This is a genomic window from Streptomyces harbinensis, from assembly GCF_900116145.1.
Classification (GTDB): Bacteria; Actinomycetota; Actinomycetes; order Streptomycetales; family Streptomycetaceae; genus Streptomyces; species Streptomyces carpaticus.
Window position 1 is genome coordinate 689,165 of the sequence record NZ_FPAB01000002.1, and the last position, 15,508, is coordinate 704,672.

General features: G+C 74.9%; 12 protein-coding genes. 9 read left to right on the top strand and 3 right to left on the bottom strand.

Going from position 1 to position 15,508, the window contains the following annotated elements; genetic code table 11:
- Window positions 1-52: 52 nt before the first annotated feature.
- The 3 genes from BM385_RS07400 to BM385_RS07410 all read left to right on the top strand — a co-directional run bounded on the left by BM385_RS07400 (window position 53) and on the right by BM385_RS07410 (window position 4,255).
- Window positions 53-1,687 (top strand): ABC-F family ATP-binding cassette domain-containing protein, encoded by a 1,635-nt coding sequence (locus tag BM385_RS07400; RefSeq protein WP_019435973.1) that lies wholly within the window; start codon window positions 53-55, stop codon window positions 1,685-1,687.
- A gap of 77 nt (window positions 1,688-1,764) precedes the next feature.
- The gene (locus tag BM385_RS07405; protein WP_093842524.1) at window positions 1,765-3,417 is read left to right on the top strand and encodes an ABC-F family ATP-binding cassette domain-containing protein; all 1,653 of its coding nucleotides are present in this window, start codon (window positions 1,765-1,767) and stop codon (window positions 3,415-3,417) included.
- 163 nt (window positions 3,418-3,580) lie between these two features.
- Entirely contained in the window at window positions 3,581-4,255 is a 675-nt protein-coding gene (locus BM385_RS07410; RefSeq protein ID WP_093842525.1) for a DedA family protein, read from the top strand.
- Window positions 4,256-4,286: 31 nt separating this feature from the next.
- On the opposite strand, the gene BM385_RS07415 is transcribed toward BM385_RS07410, so the two are convergent.
- Both BM385_RS07415 and BM385_RS07420 read right to left on the bottom strand, forming a co-directional pair.
- Complete coding sequence (locus BM385_RS07415; RefSeq protein WP_093842526.1) at window positions 4,287-6,521, bottom strand: zinc-dependent metalloprotease; 2,235 nt, start codon at window positions 6,519-6,521, stop codon at window positions 4,287-4,289.
- Window positions 6,518-7,294, bottom strand: coding sequence for a GntR family transcriptional regulator (locus BM385_RS07420; RefSeq protein WP_019435977.1), 777 nt, complete (start codon window positions 7,292-7,294; stop codon window positions 6,518-6,520). The genes BM385_RS07415 and BM385_RS07420 overlap by 4 nt, the downstream gene beginning before the upstream one ends.
- Before the next feature lie 530 nt (window positions 7,295-7,824).
- Between BM385_RS07420 and BM385_RS07425 the strand changes: the two genes are divergently transcribed.
- The 6 genes from BM385_RS07425 to BM385_RS07450 are packed head-to-tail and all read left to right on the top strand — an operon-like array spanning window position 7,825 to window position 14,698.
- Entirely contained in the window at window positions 7,825-8,907 is a 1,083-nt protein-coding gene (locus BM385_RS07425) for an ABC transporter substrate-binding protein (protein WP_093842527.1), read from the top strand.
- Window positions 8,900-10,039, top strand: a complete 1,140-nt coding sequence (locus BM385_RS07430) for an ABC transporter ATP-binding protein (RefSeq protein WP_093842528.1) — start codon at window positions 8,900-8,902, stop codon at window positions 10,037-10,039. Before BM385_RS07425 ends, BM385_RS07430 begins: the two co-directional genes overlap by 8 nt.
- Window positions 10,036-10,962: an ABC transporter permease gene (locus BM385_RS07435; RefSeq protein ID WP_019435980.1), complete on the top strand. Its 927-nt coding sequence runs from the start codon at window positions 10,036-10,038 to the stop codon at window positions 10,960-10,962. The genes BM385_RS07430 and BM385_RS07435 overlap by 4 nt, the downstream gene beginning before the upstream one ends.
- Complete coding sequence (locus BM385_RS07440; RefSeq protein ID WP_026047815.1) at window positions 10,959-11,756, top strand: ABC transporter permease; 798 nt, start codon at window positions 10,959-10,961, stop codon at window positions 11,754-11,756. The genes BM385_RS07435 and BM385_RS07440 overlap by 4 nt, the downstream gene beginning before the upstream one ends.
- 39 nt (window positions 11,757-11,795) lie before the next feature.
- Window positions 11,796-12,836 (top strand): dipeptidase, encoded by a 1,041-nt coding sequence (locus BM385_RS07445; RefSeq protein WP_019435982.1) that lies wholly within the window; start codon window positions 11,796-11,798, stop codon window positions 12,834-12,836.
- Complete coding sequence (locus BM385_RS07450) at window positions 12,833-14,698, top strand: FAD/NAD(P)-binding protein (protein ID WP_093842529.1); 1,866 nt, start codon at window positions 12,833-12,835, stop codon at window positions 14,696-14,698. Before BM385_RS07445 ends, BM385_RS07450 begins: the two co-directional genes overlap by 4 nt.
- Before the next feature lie 6 nt (window positions 14,699-14,704).
- Here the strand turns inward: BM385_RS07450 and BM385_RS07455 are convergent, their stop codons facing one another.
- Window positions 14,705-15,451, bottom strand: coding sequence for a FadR/GntR family transcriptional regulator (locus BM385_RS07455; protein ID WP_093842530.1), 747 nt, complete (start codon window positions 15,449-15,451; stop codon window positions 14,705-14,707).
- Window positions 15,452-15,508: the final 57 nt, after the last annotated feature.

A 15,508-nucleotide genomic window follows, 5' to 3' on the forward strand; every position in this document is an offset into this window, starting at 1 on the left:
CTTCCCGGGCATCGCCCCGCCGGGCGCCCGCGTTCTCCTCTGAGGTCTTTCCATGTCCGACGTTTCCGTCACGTGCACCGGTCTGTCCTTTTCCTGGCCCGACGACACCCCCGTCTTCAGCGACCTGACCTTCACCCTCGGCCCCGGCCGCACCGGACTGGTCGCGCCCAATGGGTCCGGCAAGAGCACTCTGCTCAAGCTCATCGCCGGTGAACTGCGCCCCACGGCCGGCACCGTCACCGTCTCCGGGCACCTCGGCCACCTCCCGCAGAACCTGCCGCTGGCGGCCGATCTGACCGTCGCCGAAGTGCTGGGCATCGCCGGGGTGATCCGCGCCCTGGACGCCGTCGAGGCGGGCGACGTGGCCGAGGAACACTTCGCCACCATCGGCGACGACTGGGACATCGAGGAACGCACCCGCGCCCAGCTGGACCGGCTCGGACTCGCCGGCCTCGCCCTGGACCGGGAACTGCGCACCCTCAGCGGCGGCCAGATCGTCCAGCTCGGGCTCGCCGCCCAGCTCCTCAAGCGCCCGGACGTGCTGCTGCTGGACGAGCCGACCAACAACCTCGACCGCGACGCCCGGCACCGGCTCTACGACGTCCTGGCGGACTGGTCCGGCTGCCTGCTGCTCGTCAGCCACGACCGCGCCCTCCTGGACCGCATGGAGCGGATCGCCGAACTCGACCGCGGCGCCCTGCGCTTCTACGGCGGCGACTTCACCGCCTACCAGGAAGCCGTCCGCGCCGAACAGGAGACCGCCGAGAAGAACGTCCGCAACGCCGAGAAGGAACTCAAGCGCGAGAAGCGGGAGATGCAGCAGGCCAGGGAGCGCGCCGAGCGCCGGGCCGGCAACGCCTCCCGCAACCTGAAGAACGCCGGACTGCCCCGCATCTTCGCCGGGAACATGGCACGCGGAGCCCAGGAGTCGGCCGGCCGCGCCGGCCAGATGCACGCCTCCCGGGTGGACGACGCGCGGGCCCGGCTGGACGAGGCCGGGCGCGCCGTCCGCGACGAGCAGCGGCTGACCCTCGACCTGCCCGACACCGGCGTACCGGCCGGCCGCACCCTCTTCCTCGGCCGGGGCCTGCGGGTACGCCACGGGGAGCGCGCCCTGTTCGGCCCGCACGGCGTGGACCTCACCGTCCGGGGCCCCGAACGCATCGCGCTGACCGGCCCCAACGGCGCCGGCAAGACCACGCTGCTGCGGCTGCTGGAGGGCGGTCTGGAGCCGGAGGCCGCCGAGCTGCGGCGGGCCGACGGCCGCGTCGCCTACCTGTCGCAGCGGCTGGACCTGCTGGATGCCGGGCGCACCGTCGTCGAGAACTTCACCGCCTTCGCGCCGCACCGCACCGAGGCGGAGCGGATGAACCTGCTCGCCCGCTTCCTCTTCCGGGGCGCCAAGGCCCACCTCCCGGTCGGGGTGCTCTCCGGCGGTGAACTGCTGCGCGCCACCCTGGCCTGCGTGCTGTGCGCCGAACCGGCGCCGCAGCTGCTGCTGCTGGACGAGCCGACGAACAACCTCGATCTGCTGAGCGCCGGCCAGCTGGAGAGCGCGCTGTCCGCCTACCGGGGCGCGTTCGTCGTGGTCAGCCACGACGAGCCGTTCCTGGCCCGGATCGGCATCGGACGGTGGCTGCGGCTGGCCGAGGGGACGCTGACGGAGTGGGACCCGCCCCAGGGGTGACCCGCCCGGCGCCCGCCCCGCGCGGGCGCCGCCGCCCCCGCGCCCCCGTCCCGCCCCGTACCCCCAGGTGGATCGCCATGTCCCGACCCGCGCTCCAGGCGCACGACCTCGTCCGTATCCACGCGGGCCGCCGGATCCTCGACGGCCTCTCCCTCACCGCCGCCCCCGGCCGCCCTCTCGGCCTGATCGGCGAGAACGGCGCCGGCAAGACCACGCTGCTGCGGCTGCTCGCCGGCGTGGACCGGCCCGACGTCGGCCGGGTCAGCCGCCCCGCCGGCCTCGGCTTCCTGCACCAGGAAGTGCCCTTCGACACCGGTACGACCGTCGCCCAGGTCCTGGACGACGCGCTGCGCGAGGCCCGCGCCGCCCTGGCCGAACTCGACCGGCTCACCGGCCTGCTCGGCCGCACCCCGGACGGCTCACCCGGCCACGCCGCCCTGCTCGACGCCTACGCCGCCGCCCTCGAACGCGCCGAGGAGGCGGAGGTGTGGGACGCCGACCGGCGCGCGGCCCGCACGCTGCACGGGCTCGGCCTGGGAGACCTCTCCCCGGAGCGCACGCTCGGCTCCCTCTCCGGCGGCCGGCGCGGCCGGCTCGCCCTGGCCGCGCTGCTGGTGCGCCGGCCGGCCGCCCTGCTGCTGGACGAGCCGACCAACCACCTCGACGACGAGGCGGCGGCCTTCGTCGAGGAACGGGTGCGCGAACTGCCCGGGGTCGTGGTGGTCGCCAGCCACGACCGGGCGTTCCTGGAGGCTGTGTGCACCGAGCTGATCGACCTCGACCCGGCCCCCGGCGGCCCGGTGCGCTACGGCGGCGGCTACCACGCGTACCTGTCCGTGCGGCAGGCCGAACGACGCCGCTGGGCACAGCGGTTCACCGAGGAACAGCAAGAACTGCGGGATCTGCGCCGCGCGGCGGAGGTGACCGGGCACCGGCTCGCCCCGGACCGGGCGCGGACGGACCACGAGAAGATGGGTTACGGCCACCGCGCCGGCCGGGTGCAGCGGCAGATCTCGCGCCGGGTGCGGGACGCGGCCCGGCGGCTGGCCGAGCTGGAACGGAACGCGATCGCCGCACCGCCGCGCCCGCTCACCTTCCGGCCCGCGCAGCTGGCCACCGGGAGCGGGACGGAGGAGGCGGGGGAGAGCGGGGAGCACGGCGCACGCCTGGTGGTCCTGCGCGACGCCCACGTCCCCGGCCGCCCGCCGCTGCCGCCGCTGGAGATCGGGGAAGGGGACCGGCTCCTGGTCACCGGCGGCAACGGGGCGGGCAAGTCCACCCTGCTGTCGGTCCTGGCCGGCCGGCTCCCCGCGCACGGCACCGTCCACCGGCGGCCCGGCCTCATCACCGCGATGCTCACCCAGGACACCGCGTTCGCGCACCCGGACCGTACCGCCCGCCAGGTCTACGCCCGCGCGCTGGGCGCGGAGCGCGCCGAGGAGGTGCCGCTGGCGGCACTCGGGCTGCTGAGCGAGGCCGACACCCGGCAGCCGGTCGGTCGGCTGTCGGCGGGCCAGCGGCGCCGGCTCGCCCTGGCCCTCCTGGTGGCGCGTCCGCCGCACCTGCTGCTGCTCGACGAGCCCACCAACCACCTCTCGCCCCGGCTGTGCGACGAACTGGAGGAGGCACTCGGCCCGGGACCCGGCGCGATCGTGGTGGCCAGTCACGACCGCTGGCTGCGCCGCCGCTGGGGCGGCCGGGAGCTGCGGCTGCGTACGGAGGGGAGCTGACGCCCGGGCGCGCCGGCTGCGGTGTGCCACCGGCGGGAAGTGCGGAGTCCCGTACGGCTCGGACGGCTGTCCCCGTAGCCGTCCGGGCTCGCGTTCTCCAGCATGGTGACGGACCGTGGAAGGTGTCCGCGGTGACCGGCCCCGGCGACTCGGAGACACGCACATGGACCTCTTGCCCCTGGCCCGGCCCACCGAACCCGCCGGCGGCATCGCGGGCTGGGCGGCCGGTCTGGTGGAGGCGCTGGGCGGGCCTGGGGCCGGGCTCGTCATCGCGCTGGAGAACCTCTTCCCGCCGCTGCCCAGCGAACTCATCCTGCCGCTGACCGGTTTCGCCGCGGGCCAGGGCGTCATCAGCCTGTTCTCCGCCCTGTTCTGGACCACGCTGGGCTCGGTGGCGGGCGCCGTCGTCCTGTACCGGATCGGCGTCCTGGTCGGCCGGGACCGGATGTACGCCCTGTGGGCCAGGCTGCCGCTGGTGCGCACCTCCGACCTGGAGCGGACCGAACGCTGGTTCGCCCGGCACGGCACGAAGGCCGTGTTCTTCGGTCGCATGGTGCCGGTCTTCCGCAGCCTGATCTCCGTGCCGGCCGGACTGGAGCGGATGCCGATGCCGGTCTTCCTGCTCCTGACCACGCTGGGCTCTCTCATCTGGAACAGCGTGCTGGTGCTGGCCGGTTACGCGCTCGGCGACCGGTGGCACCTGGTGGAGAGCTACGTCGGGCTCCTCTCCAAGGCGGTCCTGGTGCTGCTGGTCGTGGCACTCGCGCTCTGCGTCCGGTCCCGGCTGCGCGCTCGCGCCGCCGCGCCGTCCGCCGGGGACGAAGGTGCGAACCGGTGACCCCGGACGCCGCTCCGCCCCCGGCCGGTGCTCACAGCGGGGCGCCCGGCGGGATCCAGGGCGCGGGGACGGGTACGGCCTCCGGTCCCTCCGGCGCGCCGCCCGTGTGCGGGCGCAGAGCGGCGCGCACCGTGTCGTGGGTGTCCTCGTCCGTGAGCAGCGTGTGCAGGGCGCGCCGCAGAACGCCGGTCGCGGTCTCCCGGACGGCCCGGGCGACGCCGTCGCCGCCGCTGTCCGCCGCGAGCGCCGCCAGCAACACCTCGGCCACGTCGCCGGGGCCGGGGACCCGCGGGTCCTGCGCGTGCTGCCAGGCCAGCCGGTTCAGCAGGGAGGGCCTGAGCAGTTCGCCGGTGACCAGCGCGGTGGCCGCGGCCACCGCCGTGAGCGGGTCGAAGACCCGGCCGGCCCGGCCGCGCAGCGCGTCGGGGTGCCGCTCGTAGCGGATGGCCGGGGGCGTCAGCAGCCGCAGCACGGCCGGGGGCGGGACCAGCAGCGAGGGGTGCAGCAGTCCGGCCACCCGGCGCAGGGCGCGCCACTGGTCGGCGGCGGCGACCGGCGTGGTGCCGGGCAGGGTGTAGTCGTACCGGACGCCTCCCACCAGCCGGGCCACGGCGGTGAGCTGGTGACGGTGGTACAGGTGCAGCAGCAGTGCCCGGTCCTCCAGGGCGCCGTTGTGGTGGTCCGGCGGCAGGACGCCGCGGGAGAAGCCGGCGAGCGCGACGCGGCGCACCTCCAGCACCTCCTCCAGCGCGGCGAACGGGTCGGCGACCGGCACCGTCCAGGGCACCGCGTCGGCGTGGGCCGCACCGGGGCCGTTCGCGTCCTCGTCCGACAGATGGAGCAGACCGTCGGCCGCCGCCCGGGCGCGCAGCCGGGCCAGGGAGGCGGCGCTGTGGTCCCCGTAGGCGTGCGCCACCAGGAAGTGGTCCCACGGGCCGAGGCCCTCGCTGTAGGCGTGGGTGGTGTCCAGCCGGCCGTCGGCGGTGACGGTGAGCCGCGGGTGCGGATAGTCCATGACGGACGGGCGCGGGTGGTGGTGGCTGGCGAAGTTGTGCATGAAGCCGAGGGCGTGGCCGATCTCGTGGGCGGCCAGCTGCCGGATGCGGCGCCGGACGAGATCGTCGACGGCGGCCAGCCGCTGCGCCTCGTCGGGCCGGCCGTAGGGCGCCAGCAGCGCCTCGGCGAGCGCGGTGACCTGGGCGACGCGCTGGGAGCCGAGCCGGACCCGGCCGTGCAGGATCTCCCCGGAGCGCGGATCGGTGAGGCTCTGGCCGTGCGACCAGCCGCGGCCGTCGCGGTGCACCCACCAGACGGTGTGGTGCGCGGGGTCGCTCAGATCGAGGCCGGGCGGCGCGGTCTCCACCCGGAAGGCGCCGGGCACTCCGGCCGTCGCGAAGGCGTCCCGCCACCAGTTGCCGCCTTCGAGGACGGCGGTACGCACCGGGTCGGGGATGGCCGGGTCGACCAGGAAGACGACGGGGCGCGGGGTGCCGTCGGGTGCGGTCAGCCGGAAGCGCGGCTGGTGGCGCACGACGGTGCCGGGTACGGGGGCGCCGTGGTCGCGGTGGCCGGTGCCGTAGCCGCCGGACGCCGGGTGGTAGGGGCGGGCGGGCAGCGGCTCGGCGGGCAGCGGCAGCAGTTCCAGCCGCTGGACGAGGCTGAGCGCGTCCGGCAGCGGGGCCAGGGAGCGTACGGCCTCGCCGGTGGCCCGGCCGCGCAGGGTGAGCAGCGCGGGCAGCCGGATGCCGTGCGGGCCGCCGGAGGGGTGGGTGCCCGGGGCCGGGGCACAGCTGGCGGCGGGGTCCACGGCGTAGTCGCCCTGGCCGCGCTCGCGCAGCTGGGCGGCGATGCCGTGCAGATCGGTGAGGGCGAGCGCGGTGATGTCGACGACGGCGGCCGGTCCTTCCTCGCGCAGCACGGGGCCGCTCCACAGCACCGAGCCGGCGAAGTTCTCCTCCCCGGCCCGGGCGGCGTCGGCGTCACCGCCCGCGCGGTGGTGCTTGTTGCGGACGAGGAGCAGCACGCGTCCGGCGACGCGGTGGAAGACGGCGAGCCGGTCGGGTCCGGCGGTGCCCCGGTCCAGGGTGAGGGCGCTGGAGCCCAGGCCCTGCGAGAGGGAGGCGGTGAGCAGGAACGGGGTGTCGAACTCGGCGACGGCCAGCAGGATGGTTCCGTCGTGTCCGTCGGTCAGCAGCTGCCAGCGGGGAGCCGGATCAGGAGCGGAATCGGGGGCGGGGGCGGGAGCGGGGGGTATCGGGGCGGTCATGCGGCGGGGCCCGTTCTGTCGGCGGGGATCTCGTAGGCCAGCCGGAAGCGCTCGCCGGGGACCACCAGGTCGGCGGTTTCCAGGGCCAGCGCGTCGGCGTAGTAGGTGCGTTCGATGGCCGCGACGGCGGCGCCCGGGGTCAGGTCCAGGTCGGCGGCCTCCTCGCGGGTGCACGGCCGGGCGGTGACGGTCTCGGTGGAGTGGGTCACCCGGATGCCGATGTAGGTCATCCGGGCCACCACGCTCTCGCCCGCCATCGGGCCGGCCCCGGGCAGGGTGACGGGGGTGCCGCCGGTGATCTCCAGCGGTTCCCAGCTGACGCAGAGCATCGCGGGCAGGTCGTCGCGGCTGAGCCGGTAGCGGCTTCGCACCACCTGCGCCCCGGGGGCGAGGCCGAGGCGGGCGGCGATCGCGGGCCCGGCGGATTCGGTGGTGGACAGCGGGGTGCTGCGGACGGTCCTGCCCTCCTCCCCGCTCCCGTCCGCGCCCGGATCGGAGACGGCGAGCGTGCCGAGGAGCCTCTCCCGGGTCCAGGAGCGGGCCATGGTGCCGGTGGAGGGTTGTTCGCGCAGATAGACGCCCTGTCCCGGGCGCCCGCGGACGACGCCCTCGGCGGCCAGCAGCCGGACGGCCGCCGCTGCCGTGTTCGATCCGACGCCGTACTGGCGGGACAGCTCCGCGCGGGAGGGCAGCCGCCGGCCGCCGGCGAACTCGCCGTCCGCGATGCGCCGCCGCAGCTGCTCCGCCACCGTGCGATAGGCCGGCACCGGCATGAGCGCGTCTCACTTCCTGGACATCGTCTCATTATCCGAGACACTTCTGAGGTGAATTCCCTGGCTCTCGGAGCGTAGCGGATGCGCACGGCCGCACCACGCCCGGTCGCCTGATGCATCAGGTGGTGCCGAACGCCCCTTTTCCGGCGCCGCGACCCCACCATTTCCACCACCTGATGCAACAGGACGGCCCCGCCCCGCCCGCCCCACCGCCTCGCCCGAACCGCGGGAGAACCATCGTTTGCGCCGGTCACGGCTTTACGCGGTACGACTTGGGCCGCTACTTTGCTCAGGCGGCACGCACCCATCCCGTCGTGTCTCATTACCTCGGTCACCATGCGGACGGATGCTCACGGAAAGGAGGGCGACATGGTCGGCGGCCTGCGCCCTCGGACCGGCTCCTGTAGCCGGACGTCCGGTCACCGCTCCAGCGCGAGGACAGCGGCACCCGCCCGCTGACGGCCGGACGTCGCCCCGGGACGCCCGCCCGGCGTCCGCCCCCCGCTCGTCACCACACCCGGAGCTTCGCCATGCCCACTCGCCCACGCCGACGCCGCCCGCTGGCCCTCACCGCCACCGCCGCCCTCACCGCCGTCCTGGCCGCCTCCTGCGCCTCGCCGGACACCGCGGACGGCAACGGCGACACCACCACGATCACCTTCATGGGCTTCTACGGCACCTTCCAGGACGCCTTCACCGAACAGGTGATCAAGCCCTTCGAGGACGCGAACCCCGGCATCAAGGTCACCTACGTCCCGATCCAGAACTCCAGCGAGGTCCTGGCCAAGCTGCGGGCCAGCACCTCCCGCCCGGCGGCCGACGTCGCGCTCATGGACAGCTCGGTCGCCCCGACCGCGAACGAGGAGGGTCTGTTCGCCCGGCTCGACCCGGAGCTGGTCCCCAACCTCGACCGGCTCGTGGACGAGGCGGCGAGCAAGGACGGCTTCGGCCCCGGCCTCACCCTGGACAGCCTCTCCATCCTCTACAACACCGAGCGGGTGGACACGCCCCCCACCAGCTGGAACGACCTCTGGGACGAGGAGTACCGGGGCAGGCTCGCCATGCCCATCGCCGACACCCGCGGCGTGGCGCTCATCATCGCCCTCTCGCAGATCCTCGGCACCGACTACCAGCAGGACATCGACCCGGCCATCGACCGGCTCAAGGAGCTGGCGCCCGCCGTCGAGACCTGGCAGCCGGCCCCGGACGTCTACACCGCCGTCCAGTCCGGTGAGGCCGACATCGCGGTCGGCTGGAACGCCCGCGGCCAGTACTACCAGGACACCTCCGGCGGCGTCGTCGCACCGGTCCTCCCGGAAGAGGGCACCGTCACCCAGATCAACACCATCAACCTGGTCAACAACTCGCCCCGCGCCGAGGCCGCGCAGAAGTTCATCGACTACGCGATCAGCGCCGAGGCCCAGCAGGCGTTCGACGAGGCCGCCTACTACGCGCCCGTCAACAAGGACACCGAACTCGCACCCGAGGTGCGCGACCGCACCACCGCCTCCGCGGAGCAGCAGGCCCGGCAGATCCCCGTCGACTGGAGCTGGCTCACCACCCGCTACACCGCCTGGGTCGACCGCATCAAGCAGGAGGTCATCGGTGGCTGACCAGCCGGCCGCCCCCGCCCGCGCGGGGTATCTGCGGCTCGCCGGACTCACCAAGGTCTTCCCCGGCGAGGGCGGCCCGCAGGGCGCCGCCGTGGCCGGCATCGACCTGGAGGTGGCGCACGGCGAACTCCTCGCCGTGCTCGGCCCCTCCGGCTGCGGCAAGTCGACCACCCTGCGCATGATCGCCGGGCTGATCGAGCCCAGCGCCGGCACGGTCGAGGTCGGCGGACGCGACATCACCCGGCTGCCGGTGCACCGGCGGGACATGGGCGTGGTCTTCCAGTCCTACGCGCTCTTCCCGCACCTGGACGTCTTCCGCAACGTCGCCTTCGGCCTGGAGATGCGCAAGACCGCCAAGAGCGAGGTACGCACCCGGGTCGCCCGCGCCCTGGACCTGGTACGGCTCGGGCACCTCGGCGACCGCCGCGTCTCCCAGCTCTCCGGCGGCCAGCAGCAGCGCGTCGCACTGGCCCGGGCCCTGGTCATCGAGCCCGCCGTGCTGCTCCTGGACGAACCGCTGTCCAATCTCGACGCCCAGCTGCGTGGCGCGATGCGCGACGAGATCCGCCGCATCCACGACGAGACCGGCATCACCACCGTGTTCGTCACCCACGACCAGCGCGAGGCGCTGTCGATGGCCGACCGGGTCGCCGTCATGAACGCCGGCCGCGTCGAGCAGCTGGGCACCCCGGAGGAGGTGTACGAGCGGCCCTCGGGCCGGTTCACCGCCGAGTTCGTCGGCCGTGCCAACCTGCTGCCCGGCACCGTCACCGCCACCCACGGCGCGGGCGGCGGCGCGGGCGCCGAGGTCGCGATACCCGGGCTCGGCACGGTACGGGCCACCGGCGACGCGGTGACACCGGAGGGCCGGGCCACCGTCATGCTCCGCCCGCACCGGATCACGCTCCGGGCCGCGGGGAAGGCGGACGCCGGCCCGCGCGGCACGGTGCTCTCCGCCGGCTACAGCGGCGAGGTCATCGGCTACCGGGTCCGCGCCGCGCACGACGGCCCGGAACTGGAGGTCGAACATCCGGCCGGCGCGGGTACGGCCTTCGGCCCCGGCGCCGAGGTGCTGATCGGCTGGGACGACGCCGCCCCCCGGCTGGTGGCCGACGACGGGGACCCGGCATGACCACGGCCGTCCCCACCGCCCCCGCCCCCGCCGCCCCGCCCGCCGGCCGGCTCCGGCGGCACCGCCCCGTCCTCCTGCTGCTGGCCCCCGGCGCCCTCGCCCTGCTGCTCACCTACGCCCTGCCCCTGGTGTGGGTGGTACGGATGGCCCTCAACCGGCCGCTGGACGGCGGCGCGATCCTCCAGACCGTCACGCTGTCCACCTTCACCGACGTCCTCGCCAGCTCCCACTACTGGAACGTCATCGGCCAGACCCTGCAACTGGGCGTGCTCACCACTGTCTTCACCCTGCTGCTGTCCTACCCGGTGGCGCTCTTCCTGGCCCGCACCACCAGCCGGTGGCGGAGCCTGCTCTTCGCGCTGGCCGTCGCCCCGCTGCTGATCTCCTCGGTGGCCCGCACCTTCGGCTGGATGGCGATCCTCGGCAACCAGGGCGTCGTCAACAAGACCCTGCTGGCCATCGGCGTCATCGACGACCCGCTGCGGCTGGCCAACAACATGACCGGCGTGGTGATCGCCTCCACCGAGATCTACATGCCGTTCGCGATCCTGGCGATGCTCGCCGGCTTCGGCCGGCTCGACCCCGAACTGGAGCGCGCCGCCGCCTCGCTGGGCGCCGGCCGGTTCGCCGTGCTGCGCCGCGTCGTCCTGCCGCTGACCGCCCCGGGCGTCCTCACCGCCTCCCTGCTGGTCTTCGTGCTCAGCCTCAGCGGCTACGTCACCCCCCGGCTGATCGGCGGCGGGCGCGTCTTCGTGCTGGCCACCGAGATCTACGACGAGGCGATGAACTCCCTGAACTGGCCGGTGGCCGCCGTGCTGTCCGTCCTGCTCCTGCTGCTGTTCGGCCTGGTCGTGGCGGTGCACCTGTGGGCGCAGCGTGTCCTGGAGGCCCGGTTCACCGGGCGGGGGAGGAGCACCTCGTGAGAAGCGGCCCGGTGGCCCGGATCGGCTGGGCGGTCCTGCTGACCGTCCTGTACCTGTTCCTGCTCGCGCCCGTCATCATCGTCTTCATCGAGTCGTTCGACACCAGCACCTATCTGCGGTTCCCGCCGCAGGGGTTCAGCCTCGAACCGTACCGGCAGGTGTTCGCCAACCCGGACTTCCAGGCCGGCCTGAAGGTCAGCGCGGTGACCGCCGCGACCACCACCCTGCTCGCCCTGCTGTGCGGCGTCCCGGCGGCGCTCGCGCTGACCCGGCTGCGGTTCCGCGGCCGGGGCGCGGTGGAGGCGGCGTTCCTGTCTCCGCTGCTGGTGCCGAACATCGTGCTCGGCCTGGCGCTGCTCATCCTGTTCGCCCCGATCCCGCTGACCGACACCTACTGGGGGCTGATCCTGGCCCACCTCGGCGTCACCATCCCGTACGTGGTGCGCACCGTCACGGCCGCGCTGGCCGGTGCCGACCCGCGCGCGGAGGAAGCGGCGGCCACCCTCGGCGCGGGGCCCTTCACGGTCTTCCGCCGGGTGACGCTGCCCGCCATCCGGCCCGGGCTGTTCTCCGGCGGCATCATCGCCTTCCTGCTCTCCTTCGACGAGACCGTCATCTCGCTGTTCGTCTCCGGCCACACCGTCCGGCCGCTGCCGGTCGCCGTGCTCCAGTACGTCGAGTACCGCAGCGACCCCTCGATCGCGGCGCTGTCGGTGTGCCTCGTGCTGCTGTCCGTCGTGGCCGTGGTCCTGGTCGAGCGCGGCCTCGGACTGCGCCGCAGCCTGCGCCCGTAACCCCCTGCCCCACCCGCCCCCGCACCCCCTGGAGTTCCCGTGTCCACCGCGCCCGCCCCGGCCTTCGACCCGGCCGCGCTGCACCGCGACAGCGTCGTCTTCAACGCCCTCGACTGCACCCCGCTGAACTGGGCGGACGAGATCTACCTGGGCAAGCTCGCCGCCTCCGGCGTCACCGCCGTCAACCACGCCGTCTCCATCTCCCAGGACTACGACGCGGCGGCGGCCGGCATCGCCGGCTGGCAGCGGCGCCTGGCGGAGACCGGCGGCCGGGTCTTCCAGGCGTACGGCCTGGCGGACGTGGACCGCGCGCACGCCGAGGGAACGGTCGCCTGGTTCGCCGGGTTCGAGGACAGCAAGCCGGTCGGCGAGGACCTGTGGCGGCTGCATGCCCTCCACCAGATGGGCCTGCGGTTCATGGGCCTGACGTACCAGAACCGCAACTACGCGGCGGACGGCAGCGGAGAGACGGCCAACGGCGGGCTGAGCCGGTTCGGCCGGGCGCTGATCAAGGAGTGCAACGCGCTCGGCATCGCCCTCGACCTCTCGCACACCGGCGAGCGCTCCACGCTGGAGACCATCGCGGCGTCCGAGAAGCCGGTGCTGGTCACCCACGCCGGGCTCACCCGCTTCGTGGACAGCCCGCGCAACAAGAGTGACCAGGTGGTGCGGGAACTCGCCGCGCGCGGCGGCGTCTTCGGCCTGGCCGCCAAGTCCGGCTTCCTGTCGCCCACCGGCCTGACCGAGGGCGCGGACGCCGAGGTGTTCGCCGACAACATCGACCACCTGGTGCAGCTGGTGGGGATCGAGCACGTCATCGTCGGCACCGACGTCGGGGACGAGCGCAAGTACTCCAAGGCCGGCATGGCCCGGGTGCGCCGGCTCTACCCGGAGATCCCGATCGTCGGCGACGACCTCAACCTGGACCTCATCCACCCCGAGGGCATGGGCACCCCCGCCGACCTGCCTCGCATCACCGAGGTGCTGGCCCGGCGCGGCTACAGTGCCGCCGACCTCACGGCGGTGCTCGGCGGCAACCTCCGCCGGGTGCTCGCCGACATCTGGGACACCCCGCAGTGACCGGCGGCCGGCCCGAGGTCCCGGTCGCGGTGATCGGGGCGGGACCGCGCGGCTTGGCCGTCCTCGGACAACTCCTGGCCGCTCTCGGCCCCGGCGGCCGGTGGGAGGGCACGGCCGCCGCCGTCCACCTCGTCGAACCGGAGGAAGCGGGCGCCGGCCGGGTGTGGTCCCCGCACCAGCCGGCCGGACTGCTGATGAACACCCTCGCCGGGCACGCCACCGCCTTCCCGGACGCCTCCGTGCGCACCCCGGGCCCCCGGCTGACCGGCCCCACCCTGCTGGAGTGGTCGCGCGAGCACCACGAGGGAGGGCCCCTCGAACCGTGGGAGCACCCCGGCCGGGCCCTGATGGGCCGTTACCTGCACTGGGCGTACGGGGAGATGCTGCGCCGTGCCCCGGCCGGCGTCCGGGTGGTGCGGCACCGCACCCGGGCCACCGCACTGGCCCGGACCCCGGACGGCGGGCTGCGCGTCACGCTGGAGAACGGGGACGGGCCGCTGGCCGTGGGCGCGGTGGTCCTGGCGACCGGACACACCGACCAGCGGGAAGGGCCCGGCGACCGGGAGCTGACCGGGTTCGCCGCCCGGCACGGCCTGGTGCGGCTGCCGCCCGGGTATCCGCACGAAGCCGCCCTGGACCGTCTCGAACCGGGCGCCGAGGTGCTGGTACGGGGCCTGGCGCTGAACTTCTTCGACCAGCTCACCCTGCTCACCTCCGGACGCGGTGGCCGGTTCACCCAGCACCCGGACGGCACCCCCCGCTATCTGCCCTCCGGCCGCGAACCCCGGATCGTCGCCGGATCGGGGCGCGGCGTGCCCTACCTCGCCCGGGGCCAGGCACCCGGCGCGATGCCGCGCGGCCACCGGCTGCGGCACTTCACCGGGGAGCACCTGGGGCGGCTGCTCGCCCGCGGGCCCGGCGGCGTCGACTTCCGTACCGAGGTGTGGCCGCTGATCGCCCGCGAGGCCGGGGCGGCCTGGTACGCGACGGCGCTGCGGCTGCGCCCCGGGCGGTGCCGGCTGCCGGAGAAGCGGTTCCTGGAGCGGTACGCCGCCGTCCCGCACGGTTCGCCGCAGTGGGCCGCGCTGCTGGCCGAGGCGTTCCCCGATCCGGCCGACCGCTTCGATCCCGCCGAACTGGACCGGCCGCTGGCCGGGGTCACGGTGCCGGACCGGGACGCGCTGGGCGAGTGGATGCGCGGCTTCCTGCGCGCCGACCTGGCCGCCGCCCGGGACCTGGAGCACAGCCCGCTCAAGGCGGCGGCGGCAGCCATCGCGGCGGCCAAGGCCCAGGTGCGGAAACTGGCGGTGGCCGGGGTGCTGAACGCGCGCGGCACCCGGGACCTGCGCTGGTTCCGGGCGTACGGCGCGCACACCGCCAGCGGCCCGCCGGCCTCCAGAATCGCCGAACTCCTGGCCCTGCACGAGGCGGGCGTGGTGGAGTTCGCCGGAGCCGGGCTGACCGTGGGCACGGACGAGGCCGCCGGGAGGTTCACCGGGCGGTCGGCGACGGTCGCCGGCCCTCCGGCCCGTACCCGGGCGCTGCTCGACGCCTGGCTGCCGGGGCCCGATCTGGCCACCACCGGCAGCCCGTTGCTGGCCGCGCTCCTCACCGCCGGTCTGGGCCGCGCCCACCGGCCCGGCGGGGCGCAGCCGAGCGGCGCGCTGGATGTGGACCCGGCCACCGGGCGGGTGTACGACGCGGCCGGGGTGGCGCAGCCGGATCTGTTCGCCTGCGGCATCCCGGTGGAGGGCGTCGAGTGGAACACCGCGATCGGCGCCCGGGCGGGGGCCGGCGCGGCGCTCTTCACCCAGGCGGACACCATCGCCCGCGCGGCCCTCGCGGCGGCCTGCGGCCGGTGACCCGGCTCAGCCGCCGGCCGTCCGCAGCTCCCGGTCGGCGGGTGCGGGGGCCGGAAGGCGCGGGGTGACCCGGTCCACGTCGTGGGCCGCCTCCGCCAGCAGCCGCACCATGGCGGCCTCCGCCCGCGCCGCGTCCCCCGCGCGGACCGCGTCCGCCACGGCGCGGTGACTGGGCACGGGATCGGCCGCCGTCAGATGCGTGTGGACCAGCCGGTCGCGTTCCCGCAGCCCCGGTTCCAGCAGCAGATCGAGGCGGCCGATCATCTCGTTGCCGGTGGCGGCCAGCAGCGCCCGGTGGAAGGACGCGTCGGCCTCGGCCGCCGCCGACCAGTCGTCCCCCGCGCGCGCCATGGCCGCCAGCGCGGCCTCCAGCGCCGCCAGATCGTCCTCGGTGCGCCGCAGCGCCGCCCGGTGCGCGGCGGCGGGTTCCACGATGGAGCGGACCTCGGCGAGGTCGCGCATCAGCTGCTCGCCATCGCCGCCCTCGGTGCGCCAGCGGATCACGTCCGGGTCCAGCAGATTCCAGGCCGACCGGGCGCGGACGAAGGTGCCGCGCTTCTGCCGGGCGTCGATCAGCCCTTTCCCGGCGAGCACCTTGAGCGCTTCGCGCATGGCGGTGAGGCTGACGTCCAGCTCCCGGCCGATCGCCCGGATGTCCAGGATCTCGCCCTCGGCGAGCGACCCGCCGACGATGCGGGCGCCGAGGTGCTGCACGACATGACCGTGCACGCCTCGGCCTGCGTAGGACGCCATGGTGGCTCTTCTCCCTGGGAGACGGGACTGCGGACAACCCACTGTACGGTGAGCATT

What these genes read in the sequence shown, in the direction of transcription:
- BM385_RS07400 (WP_019435973.1), top strand. Translation starts at nt 53, where the DNA reads ATGTCCGACGTTTCCGTCACGTGCACCGGTCTGTCCTTTTCCTGGCCC.
- BM385_RS07405 (WP_093842524.1), top strand. Translation starts at nt 1,765, where the DNA reads ATGTCCCGACCCGCGCTCCAGGCGCACGACCTCGTCCGTATCCACGCG.
- BM385_RS07410 (WP_093842525.1), top strand. Translation starts at nt 3,581, where the DNA reads ATGGACCTCTTGCCCCTGGCCCGGCCCACCGAACCCGCCGGCGGCATC.
- BM385_RS07415 (WP_093842526.1), bottom strand. Translation starts at nt 6,521, where the DNA reads ATGACCGCCCCGATACCCCCCGCTCCCGCCCCCGCCCCCGATTCCGCT.
- BM385_RS07420 (WP_019435977.1), bottom strand. Translation starts at nt 7,294, where the DNA reads ATGCCGGTGCCGGCCTATCGCACGGTGGCGGAGCAGCTGCGGCGGCGC.
- BM385_RS07425 (WP_093842527.1), top strand. Translation starts at nt 7,825, where the DNA reads ATGCCCACTCGCCCACGCCGACGCCGCCCGCTGGCCCTCACCGCCACC.
- BM385_RS07435 (WP_019435980.1), top strand. Translation starts at nt 10,036, where the DNA reads ATGACCACGGCCGTCCCCACCGCCCCCGCCCCCGCCGCCCCGCCCGCC.
- BM385_RS07455 (WP_093842530.1), bottom strand. Translation starts at nt 15,451, where the DNA reads ATGGCGTCCTACGCAGGCCGAGGCGTGCACGGTCATGTCGTGCAGCAC.